Origin of the sequence: Nocardioides ganghwensis, from assembly GCF_014779655.1 — a bacterium.
Taxonomy (GTDB): Bacteria; Actinomycetota; Actinomycetes; order Propionibacteriales; family Nocardioidaceae; genus Nocardioides; species Nocardioides ganghwensis.
Map to the genome: position 1 here is coordinate 216354 of NZ_JACXYX010000009.1, position 9850 is coordinate 226203.

General features: G+C 72.5%; 10 protein-coding genes. 9 read left to right on the forward strand and 1 reads right to left on the reverse strand.

Going from position 1 to position 9850, the window contains the following annotated elements:
- Positions 1 to 5 precede the first annotated feature (5 nt).
- The 9 genes from IEZ24_RS13020 to IEZ24_RS13060 all read left to right on the forward strand — a co-directional run bounded on the left by IEZ24_RS13020 (position 6) and on the right by IEZ24_RS13060 (position 8206).
- A complete protein-coding gene (locus tag IEZ24_RS13020; RefSeq protein ID WP_129454269.1) occupies positions 6 to 1001 on the forward strand; it encodes an aldo/keto reductase in 996 nt (331 codons plus the stop codon).
- Between the two features lie 28 nt (positions 1002 to 1029).
- Positions 1030 to 1764 (forward strand): TetR/AcrR family transcriptional regulator C-terminal domain-containing protein, encoded by a 735-nt coding sequence (locus IEZ24_RS13025; protein WP_191192857.1) that lies wholly within the window; start codon positions 1030 to 1032, stop codon positions 1762 to 1764.
- A gap of 303 nt (positions 1765 to 2067) precedes the next feature.
- Complete coding sequence (locus tag IEZ24_RS13030; RefSeq protein WP_207206745.1) at positions 2068 to 2718, forward strand: YsnF/AvaK domain-containing protein; 651 nt, start codon at positions 2068 to 2070, stop codon at positions 2716 to 2718.
- On the forward strand, positions 2715 to 3347 hold the full coding sequence (locus IEZ24_RS13035; protein ID WP_129454270.1) for a hypothetical protein: 633 nt from the start codon (positions 2715 to 2717) through the stop codon (positions 3345 to 3347). The genes IEZ24_RS13030 and IEZ24_RS13035 overlap by 4 nt, the downstream gene beginning before the upstream one ends.
- A gap of 93 nt (positions 3348 to 3440) precedes the next feature.
- On the forward strand, positions 3441 to 4130 hold the full coding sequence (locus IEZ24_RS13040; RefSeq protein WP_129454271.1) for a GAF and ANTAR domain-containing protein: 690 nt from the start codon (positions 3441 to 3443) through the stop codon (positions 4128 to 4130).
- Positions 4131 to 4604: 474 nt separating this feature from the next.
- Positions 4605 to 5327, forward strand: coding sequence for a hypothetical protein (locus IEZ24_RS13045; protein ID WP_165356025.1), 723 nt, complete (start codon positions 4605 to 4607; stop codon positions 5325 to 5327).
- A gap of 32 nt (positions 5328 to 5359) precedes the next feature.
- A complete protein-coding gene (locus IEZ24_RS22380) occupies positions 5360 to 7387 on the forward strand; it encodes a histidine kinase (RefSeq protein ID WP_129454272.1) in 2028 nt (675 codons plus the stop codon).
- Positions 7384 to 8028, forward strand: coding sequence for a response regulator (locus IEZ24_RS13055; protein WP_129454273.1), 645 nt, complete (start codon positions 7384 to 7386; stop codon positions 8026 to 8028). The genes IEZ24_RS22380 and IEZ24_RS13055 overlap by 4 nt, the downstream gene beginning before the upstream one ends.
- 4 nt (positions 8029 to 8032) lie before the next feature.
- The gene (locus IEZ24_RS13060) at positions 8033 to 8206 is read left to right on the forward strand and encodes a DUF1801 domain-containing protein (RefSeq protein ID WP_165356026.1); all 174 of its coding nucleotides are present in this window, start codon (positions 8033 to 8035) and stop codon (positions 8204 to 8206) included.
- Between the two features lie 66 nt (positions 8207 to 8272).
- On the opposite strand, the gene IEZ24_RS13065 is transcribed toward IEZ24_RS13060, so the two are convergent.
- Positions 8273 to 9676: a hypothetical protein gene (locus IEZ24_RS13065; RefSeq protein WP_129454274.1), complete on the reverse strand. Its 1404-nt coding sequence runs from the start codon at positions 9674 to 9676 to the stop codon at positions 8273 to 8275.
- Positions 9677 to 9850 lie beyond the last annotated feature (174 nt).

The following is a 9850-nucleotide window of genomic DNA, read 5'->3' on the forward strand; positions in this document are numbered from 1 at the left end:
GCCCCATGCAGCAGCGTCGCTTCCCACGTACGCCGTTCTCCGCCTCGGTCGTCGGCCTCGGCACCTGGCAGCTCGGCGCCGACTGGGGCGACGTCAGCGAGGCGGACGCCCTCGCGGTCCTGGAGGCGTCCGCCGAGTCCGGCGTGACCTTCTACGACACCGCCGACGTCTACGGCGACGGCCGCAGCGAGCAGCTGGTCGGCCGCTTCGTCGCGGCCCACCCGGACGCCGGCTTCACCGTCGCCACCAAGATGGGACGCCGGATGGACCAGGTGCCGGCGAACTACGTCGAGGCGAACTTCCGCCAGTGGCTGGACCGCTCGCGGAAGAACCTCGGGGTGGACACGATCGATCTCGTCCAACTGCACTGCCCGCCGAGCGAGGTCATCGACGACGACGCGACGTACGACGTGCTCGACCGCCTCGTCGACGAGGGCGTCATCGCGGCGTACGGCGTCAGCGTCGAGACCTGCGCCCAAGCGCTCAGCGCGATCGCCCGGCCCCACGTCGCCAGCGTCCAGATCATCCTCAACGCCTTCCGGATGAAGCCCCTCGACGAGGTCCTGCCCGCGGCCGAGGCCGCCGGGGTCGGGATCATCGCCCGCGTGCCGCTGGCCTCGGGCCTGCTGTCCGGCAAGTACGACCTCGACACGACCTTCGCCGAGGACGACCACCGGACCTACAACCGCGACGGCAGCGCCTTCGACGTGGGGGAGACGTTCTCCGGCGTCGACTACGCCACGGGTGTCGAGGCGGCGCGGGAGTTCTCCGCGCTGGTGTCCTCGTCCGGTCTCTCCGACGTCACGCCTGCCCAGGCCGCGATCGCCTGGATCTGGCAGCAACCGGGGGTCTCGACGGTGATCCCGGGGGCGCGGAACGTCTCCCAGGCCGAGGCGAACGCCGCGGCCGGGCTGGTCGGGGAGCTTCCCTCCCCGTTCCTCGAGGGCGTGGCCGAGCTGTACGACCGCCGGATCCGGGAGCACGTCCACGCCCGCTGGTGAGTAGTGTGAGTGTCGCGAGGGGGACGACATGAGCGAGGACTACCCGGACGCCGACCGCGCAGCGGTCGATGACGAGCCACCGCCGTCCAGCCGGGTGCCGCTGAGCCGGGAGCGCGTCGTCGACGCCGCCCTCGAGTTCATCGACGCCAACGGGCTGCCGGGCTTGACCATGCGACGTCTGGGCGAGCAGCTGGGCGTCGAGGCCATGGCCCTCTACCGCTACATCCCGAGCAAGGAGGAGCTGCTCGACGCGGTCGTGGAGTCACTGGTCGCGCAGGTCCGGGCGGACGACGTGGTCCTCGACGCGCCCCGCGACGGCTGGCAGGACTTCCTGCAACGACTCGCCCACGGCGTGCGGCGCACGGCTCTCACCCATCCCAAGGCCTTCCCTCTGGTCGCGTCGCGTCCCCCCGAGGCGCCGTGGCTCAGGCCTCCCCTGCGCAGCCTCGACTGGGTCGAGACCTTCCTCGCCGGTCTGGTGGAGGAGGGGTTCACCGACGAGGCAGCCGTCGAGGCGTACCGGGCCTACACCAGCTTCCTCCTCGGACACCTGCTCCTCGAGGTGGCCGTGCACGGTGCCGACCTCGGACCCCTGGACGTCCTCGACGACGAGACCGGAGAGCCCGGCGCGTCGCGCCACCCGACGGTGTCCCGGCTGCGCGGACCGTTGTCGGAGGACCGGTCCGCCGTGGAGTTCGAGGAGGCGCTGGAGGCGCTCCTCGACCGTCTGACCATCACCCGCAACGAGCACCTCGCGGACTGACCGGCCCCTCCTCAGGGGTGCCCTCCGCCGATCCGCGTCGTATGGCGGCTTCGGGCCTGGGTACGGCTTACAACGTAAACCCGTAGCCCGCGTGGCCTCACCGCAAGCGCTCACCGAGCCCCCAGGTCACCTTGCTCATCCGTCCCACGAGGAGAACACGATGAACACGAACGACCACGGCCGCATGATCGGCCAGACCCTCTACGCCAGCGACAACGACAAGATCGCAAGATCGGTCAGGTCTTCCTCGACGACGAGACCGGCCGTCCCGAGTTCCTCACCGTCAACACGGGCCTGTTCGGGATGAACGAGTCCTTGGTCCCTGCCGCCGACGTGGACGTGACCGATGACGGCGTCCGTGTCCCCTTCACCAAGGACCAGGTCAAGGACGCCCCGAACGTCGACGTCGACAGCGGTCACCTCGACCAGTCCGAGGAGCGTCGCCTGTACGACCACTACGGGATGACGTACTCGGAGCGCTCCAGCGACTCGGGCCTGCCCGAGGGCGGCACGACCGACACGCGCGACGCGCGCGGCACCGTGGGCCACGACACCTCGGGTCCCACCACCGACGACGCCATGACCCGGTCGGAGGAGCGTCTCGACGTCGGCACGACGAGCGAGGAGGCCGGGCGTGCCCGCCTGCGCAAGTACGTCACCACGGAGCAGGAGACGGTGACGGTCCCGGTCAAGAAGGAGCGCGCGGTCATCGAGACCGAGCCGATCAGCGGCGACGACCGCGACCAGGCCCTGTCCGGCCCGGCGATCTCGGAGGAGGAGCACGAGGTGGTCCTCAACGAGGAGCGCGCCGTGGTCGGCAAGACCACCGAGCCGGTGGAGCGCGTGCGCCTCGACAAGGAGACCGTCACCGAGGAGGAGACCGTCAACGAAGAGGTCCGCAAGGAGCACATCGAGGCCGAGGGTGACGTCCAGGACCGCAGGGGCACCGTGTGAGCACGAACGCGGACCAGCCTCGACACGCGCACGACGTGCGCGACGCCGATCACGACGGCGTACCCGACCGGCACACGGTCGTGGCGCGCGAGAAGGAGGAGCACGGCGGCATCAAGTGGGGCTCGGCGTTCTTCGGCTGGCTCACCGCCGCCGGCACCGCCATCCTCGTGACCGCCCTGCTCAGCGCCATCGGCACGGCCGTCGGGCTCGGCGCACTGTCGGGACCGCAGCAGGCCGAGCGTGAGGCGACGCAGAACGCGGAGACCATCGGGGTCGTCGGCGCGATCGCCCTGCTCGTCGTGCTGTTCGTGGCCTACTACGCCGGCGGCTACGTCGCGGGCCGGATGGCGCGCTTCGACGGCGCCAAGCAGGGGATCGCCGTGTGGTTGTGGGCGCTGGTCATCGCGATCGTCGTGGCGGTCGTCGTCGCGGTCGCGGGCAGCGAGTACAACGTGCTCTCGCAGCTGAACAGCCTCCCCCGTGTGCCGATCAGCGAGGGTGACCTCGCCACCGGTGGCATCATCACCGCCGTGGCCGCGGTCGTCGCCAGCCTGGGTGGCGCCATCCTCGGCGGACTCGCCGGGATGCGGTTCCACCGGAAGGTCGATCGCACCGGCCTCGGGGCCTGACGCATCTCACGAAGCCGCCCGTCCTCCCTCCGGAGGGCGGGCGGTTTACAATGTAAGCAACGCGATCATGAGGGTCACGGAGGGGAGGCGCTCATGGACGCCAGGAAGCTGCTCGGCGGGTTCTCCGAGCTGGCCCAGGCGCTGGCTGCCGCGCCCGACGAGGGCACTCGCCTCAAGGTGGCGGTGGACGCCGCCCTGGACCTGGTGACCCGCTGTGACCACGCGGGGATCACTGTCAACGAGAACGGTCGCCTGGTGACCCGGGCGAGCAGCGACGACCTGGTCTCCCGGGCCAACGCGCTCCAGACGGAGCTGGCCGAGGGCCCGTGTCTCGATGTCCGCCGGGACCAGGACACGCTCGTCAGCCCGAGCCTGGCCGTGGAGCGGCGGTGGCCGACCTGGGCACCGCGGGTCCACGCCGAGCTGGCCGTGGACTCCATGATGTCGCTCCTGGTGTACACCGACGAGCAGTCCTTCGGTGCGCTGAGTCTCTACTGCGAGGACGGGTGCCGGTTCGATGCCGACGACGTCGCCGTCGCGCAGGCACTGGCCGGCCAGCTCTCGGTGATCATGGCGGCGGAGAGGCAGATCGACCAGCTCGGACTGGGACTGCACAATCGCAACGTCATCGGCCAGGCGCAGGGAATCCTCATGGAGCGTCTCGACATGACCGCGGACCAGGCGTTCGACTACCTGCGTCGTGTCTCGTCCCACTCGAACCGGAAGGTCGCGACGGTGGCTGCCGAGATCGCACGGACGCGTCGCCTTCCCGACGCTCCCTGACGACACCAGCCGGTCCTAGGGGGCAGGCGGCTCGAAGACCGTCGGTGTGGGCAGGCGCCCGCACCCGGCGCAGGCGACGTACGTGGTGTGCGCGTCCACCCGGACGGCCGCCCACTGGTGCCACAGGTGCCAGCGGCACGCCAGCGGCGCCGGCGCGCCACGTGATGGAGGGCTGGGCGATGGAGGGCTGGGCGACGGGCGCGGCTCGTCCACCACCCGGATGTCGAACACCTCGAGGGCCCCGGGGTGGTGTCGGTCGTCTTCCTGACGACGGTGTCGACGCAGCATCAGCCACTCCGTCTCGGTGCGGTCGCCCGGCACGTGCCGTTGCACCACCAGAATCACACACGGTCCGGCATCGACGCGACCGGTTGTCCCACCGAGGTCAGGACACCGCTCCCGTGTGCCCAGGACACAGCTCGCGGGACTGTCTCCCTGCCGGCGGACGACCGCCGCAGACACCAAGGAGACAGCATGACGAGCACCATCGCCGGCACCGCGTCGGCCAGCACCACCCCGGCCGGCACCATTCCGGCCGGCACCACCCCCAGGCCCTTCGGGCCTGCCCTCGCCGCCGCCGCCCTCGTGCTGGGGGCAGCGGGGAACACCGCCCAGGCGGTCATGACCCAGGTCCTGGGCGGACGACCCGAGACGATCGAGGAGCAGGTGGCCCTGGCCGCCGGGAGCCCGTCGCTCGTGACGGCCATGTCGGTCAGCGGGACCCTCGCCCTGCCGTTCATGGCGCTCGGGTTCGTCGCCGCCGCGCACCTGCTGGCCCGCCGCGCCCGGCGTACGGGTCGGGTTGCGGGAACGCTCCTCGTCCTGGGCATGTGGGGCTTCCTCGGCCTGCAGCTCACCGGCCTGCTGCAGATCCGCGCCCTGCTCGACGGGGAGTCGGGGCTGGCCGCCGCGACGTGGATGCAGAACCTCCAGTCGGACCCGCTCCTCGGCGTGCTGTTCGCCCTGCCGTTCTTCGCCGGGACCGTGCTGGGCATGCTCGTGCTGACGGTCGGGCTGCTCGTCAAGGGTGCCGGCGTGCCCCGGTGGGTGCCGGGCGTGTGGCTGGTCTTCATCGTCCTCGACTTCACGATCGGCGCCGTCGGCCCGGTCGACCCGCACTGGCTGTACCTCCTCGGGGCGGTGGGCCTGGCCCACCACGTCACGAGGGACGGTGGCCGGGCGTGGAAGAACGCCTGACACGCCTCGACCGCGCCACCTACGGTGAGCAGGTGGCCGCGAGACGCGACGGGAGCCGGGGCGCCGTGGTGGCGGCCCGGCTCATCGCCGCGGTCGCCGTCAGCCTCGCCGCCCTCGCCGTGGCGCTCCCGCTCGTCAGCGGGCTCGGCTACCTCGAGCAGCTGCTCGGGACCCCCGAGGTGGTGGTGGCCACGTCGTTCTCGATCACCGGCGCCCTCCTCGTGGCGCACCCGCCGGCGCGCCGGATGGGCTGGCTGCTGCTCGGTGTCGGCCTCGCGTCGGCCGTGTACACCTCGGCCCTCTCCGGCACGGCGTACGCCCTCGGCGGTGACGACTCCGCCGCGCTGCCGCCGGGTGCCGACCTGGCGGTCGGGACCGCGTGGGTCGCGAGCTGGGCGTGGCTGCCGTCCTGGCTCGTGGTCTCCACGGTCCTCCCGCAGGTGGTGCCGCACGGGCGCCCCCTTCCGGGTCGGGGCTGGCGGTGGTCGCTCATGGGTGCGGCCGTCCTGGGTCTGGTCGGTGTGGCCGCCATCGCCCTCACGCCCGGACCGCTCGCCTTCTTCCCCGGCGTCGACAACCCCCTCGGTGCGCAGCGCGCCGAGCCGGTCGTCGAGGTGCTCCAGCCGGCGGTCCAGCTGGGCATGGCGGCACTGACCGTCGTGGCCCTCGCCTCGGTCGTCGTCCGCGTGCGCCGAGCCGACGGAGTCGAGCGGCGACAGGTCGGCTGGGTGGGGTACGCCCTCGCCGTCACAGTCCTCGTGATCGTCGTCGCGCCGTCGGTGTGGGCCAACCTGGTGGTGCTGCTCGTGCCGGCGGGGATCGCCGTGGCCGCCCTGCGCTACCGGCTCTACGACCTCGACCTGCTCGTCAACCGCACGATCGTGGCCGCCCTGCTCGTCGCCGGCGCCGCCGTCCTGTACGTCGCTGTCGTCGGCTGGGTCGGCGCGCTCGTGGGCACCTCGGAGGGGGCGGTGCCGTTCGTCGCCGCGTTCGCCATCGCCACCGCCTTCCACCCTGCCCGGGTCCGGCTGCAGCGCCTGGTGGACCGGCTCTTCCACGGGCTGCGCGGCGACCCGTACGCCCTGCTGCAGGAGGTCGACCGCGCCCTGCGCGAGGCCGCGGCGCCACGGGAGGCGCTCGCCGCCGGCGTCGAGGCGGTGCGTGCGGGGCTGCGGCTGCGAGGCGTCAGCGTCGTGGTCCGCATGCCCGACGGCACTGAGGTGGAGGAGCGCGCGGGTCACGTGGCGACGACCTTCGCCGCCGTACCGCTGGAGCTGCACGGACGTCAGGTCGGCGAGCTGCGGGTCACCCGCGCGACCGCCCCCACCGGTGCGGACGCGCGCGCCCTGCAGGCCGTCGCGGGACCGCTGGCGTCGGCGGCCTACGCCGTGCGTCTCTCCGGTGCCCTGGAGGAGTCCCGTACCCAGCTGGTCCAGGCCCGCGAGGACGAGCGCCGACGGCTGCGCCGCGACCTCCACGACGGGCTCGGCCCGCTGCTGGCCGGGGTGGTCATGGCGCTGGACGTCGTGCGGTCGGCGCTCGCCCGTGGGGACGCTGCCCGGGCGGCGGAGCTGTCGGGAGCCGCGGCGGAGCAGGCGCGCTCGGCCGTGACGGACGTACGCCGGCTGGTCGCCGACCTGCGACCCCCGGCCCTGGACGACCTCGGGCTGGTCGGGGCGCTGCAGGCGCTGGTGTCCACGTTGACCGCCGGCGGACCGGAGGTCGACGTGCGCGCGACGGGGAGGGTGGACGCGCTGCCCGCGGCCGTCGAGGTGGCGGCCTACCGGATCGCCGCGGAGGCGGCGACCAACGCCGTACGCCACGCCGGGGCGCGGCGGGTCGAGCTCGGCATCGCGGCCCTCGACGCCGGTCTGGAGGTGCACGTGCGCGACGACGGGGCCGGGCTGCCCGACGACCTGACGCCGGGCGTGGGACTCGCGTCGATGCGTGAACGCGCGGCCGAGCTCGGCGGGTGGTGCGGCGTGGAGACGACGGCCGACGGGACCGCCGTACGGGCGTGGCTGCCCTATGACGTCCTGCAGGAGGTGGGGCAGCGATGACCGAAGCCCTGCGAGTCGTGCTCGTCGACGACCACCCGTTGTTCCGGCAGGGGCTGCGGACGTTGTTGGAGGACCTGGGCGTCACCGTCCTCGCCGAGGCCGTCGACGGCGAGTCCGGCGTCGCGGCCGTCGTCGAGCACCGACCCGACGTCGTCTTCATGGACCTCCAGATGCCCGGGGTGTCGGGCGTGGAGGCCACGCGACGGCTGACCGACCTCATGCCCGACGTGAAGGTCCTGGTGCTCACGATGGTCGAGGACGACCAGGCCGTCTTCGCGGCGATCCAGGCCGGCGCGCTGGGCTACCTCCTCAAGGGGGCCGGGCAGGAGGAGATCTCCCGTGCCCTCGCGTCGGTGGCCTCTGGCCAAGGCGTCTACGGCCCCGAGGTCGCGCGGCGCCTCCGGACGTTCTTCGCAGGCGGTGCCGTCGCCTCTGCGCAGCCGTTCCCCTCGCTGTCGGACCGGGAGCGCGAGGTGCTGGGGCTCATCGCCGAGGGCGCGTCGAACACCGACATCGCCCGTCGACTGTTCCTGTCGGACAAGACGGTCCGCAACTACGTGTCCAGCATCTTCACCAAGCTCGACGTGTCGGGGCGGTCCGAGGCGATCGTGCGGGCGCGTGAGGCGGGGCTCGGCCGGTAGGCGGATGACGGTCAGCGACCCGCACGGCGTCATCAACCAGGGGCACGGCAACGCGACCGGCCGGGCCATCCAGATCTACGAGGACGACGAGATCGACCGGGAGGCTGTGATCGGCATCCTGACCGAGATCGTCGCGAACAACCGGCGGGGTGGGTGGCGGCGTCTCGGCCGGGGGTGACCCTGCCATCGTGGAGCTTCGGCTCGCACGAGTCGCGACCGGCCGGGGATGTCGGTCCACCTGCGGTCAGGCGCGCTCGTAGTGGAGGGGCTCGGTGAAGTAGAGCTCGACGCCAACATCGATGGCCTCGGCCATGGCCTCTGCCTGGTCCGCGGCCAACCGTCTCGTGCCGGTGTGGTCGACGAGGAAGGCCTGCCCGTGGGGCGTGCGCCAGAGGTGTCGGCCGGGGCCGACGACACGGGTGGTGAGACCCCCGTGTGTCTTGGTGCGATGGTGGCGCCGGCGCAGCGGGCCGGAGTTGTGGGGGCCGGTCTGTCCGGGTGGGCCGGTGTCGTCGTAGGGGACGGCGTGGTCGAAGTCGACGCCGTCGCGGGTGGCCGAGCGCGGGGTGAACGGGAAGCAGTCGCCACCGGTCTGGGCCCAGACGTGGTCCTTGACCACCTCGGGGTGCTCGTACGCGTCGACCCGTCGGCGCCCCCGCAGGTCGAGGACCGGGGTGACGGTGACGTCCGCGTGGCCCAGGACCTCGTGCAGCTGGCGTACGTCGATCGGCCCGACGCCCTCGATGCGCGCCACGCCGGTCCCGGTGCGGAGTGCCTCATCGGTGAGGTGGACGAACAGCCGGCCGCGTCCGCGGAGCTGTGCGAGCCGATGCGCCGGCATCGCGGTCAGCCGGCCCACGGTGTCGGCGAGGTGGTCCGACGCCCACGACGGGGCGTCCGGGGCGGTGCTGTCGGTCTCCGTGTCGGTGTCGGTGTCGCTGTCGGTGTGCTCGAGAAGCAGCTTGAGCAGGTCGACCGGACGGGCCAGCCAGCCCAGCGCGACGGAGCGCAGCTCGTCGTGGTTGTGGTCGGCGCCCATCGTGGCGCCGAGGATGTCGGCGACCCGGTCGACCATGGCATCGAGCCAGGCTGCGTCGCCGGCGGTCACCCGGGCGATCAGGTGGCGGTAGCCGAGCTCGTCGCAGCGGGAGAGGCGCACGTAGCGCTCGTGACGCGAACGCTCCCGCTCTGCCCGGTGGGTCTCCGGGTCGGCCTCGATGACCTTCGCCCGGGCGATCTCGAGCACGGTGGACGGTGCGTGCCCGGCGATGGCCTTGGCGACGGCGCGGTCGACCTTCACGACCTGGTCGTCGAGCAGGGCGCGTGAGAGGACCGCGGCCTTGCGCGCCACCCACGGCTCGCACTCGCCGGCCTCCACGACCGCCCACGTCCGGGGCAGGCGGTGGACGAGGTCGAGGCCGTCGGCGATGAGCGCCCGCGTCGTGGCGGGATGCGTCTCGCGCGCCATGGCCAGCTCCGGGATCGCGTGCTCGCGGACCGGGGGAGTGCCGTCGCCGCCGGGAGTGACCATCGGGTCGCGGTCGTCACGGGGGTGGCCGTGGATGGTTGCCCACTGGATCCCGAGCCGGAGCTCCTCCACCTCGGCCAGACGACGCGTTCGCAGCGCCCCGGTGGCCAGGGCCAGCACCTGGGTCGCAGACGCCTCATCGGTCGCGGGGAGCGACTGAAGCGCTGGGCGAACTCAACCGGTTGTTGCAACTCGATCGTGAGGTGAGAGGTTGCGGCGCATGCCGGGAGTGAGGTTGACCGCGGATCAGCGGTTGGTGATTGAACGGGCGTATCTGGCGGGTTTGCCGCAGGC

Bases quoted from the DNA above. Each gene is read 5' to 3' on its own strand.
- IEZ24_RS13040 (WP_129454271.1), top strand. From the start codon at position 3,441: ATGGACGCCAGGAAGCTGCTCGGCGGGTTCTCCGAGCTGGCCCAGGCG.
- IEZ24_RS13060 (WP_165356026.1), top strand. From the start codon at position 8,033: ATGACGGTCAGCGACCCGCACGGCGTCATCAACCAGGGGCACGGCAAC.
- IEZ24_RS13020 (WP_129454269.1), top strand. From the start codon at position 6: ATGCAGCAGCGTCGCTTCCCACGTACGCCGTTCTCCGCCTCGGTCGTC.
- IEZ24_RS13045 (WP_165356025.1), top strand. From the start codon at position 4,605: ATGACGAGCACCATCGCCGGCACCGCGTCGGCCAGCACCACCCCGGCC.
- IEZ24_RS13055 (WP_129454273.1), top strand. From the start codon at position 7,384: ATGACCGAAGCCCTGCGAGTCGTGCTCGTCGACGACCACCCGTTGTTC.
- IEZ24_RS13025 (WP_191192857.1), top strand. From the start codon at position 1,030: ATGAGCGAGGACTACCCGGACGCCGACCGCGCAGCGGTCGATGACGAG.
- IEZ24_RS13030 (WP_207206745.1), top strand. From the start codon at position 2,068: ATGAACGAGTCCTTGGTCCCTGCCGCCGACGTGGACGTGACCGATGAC.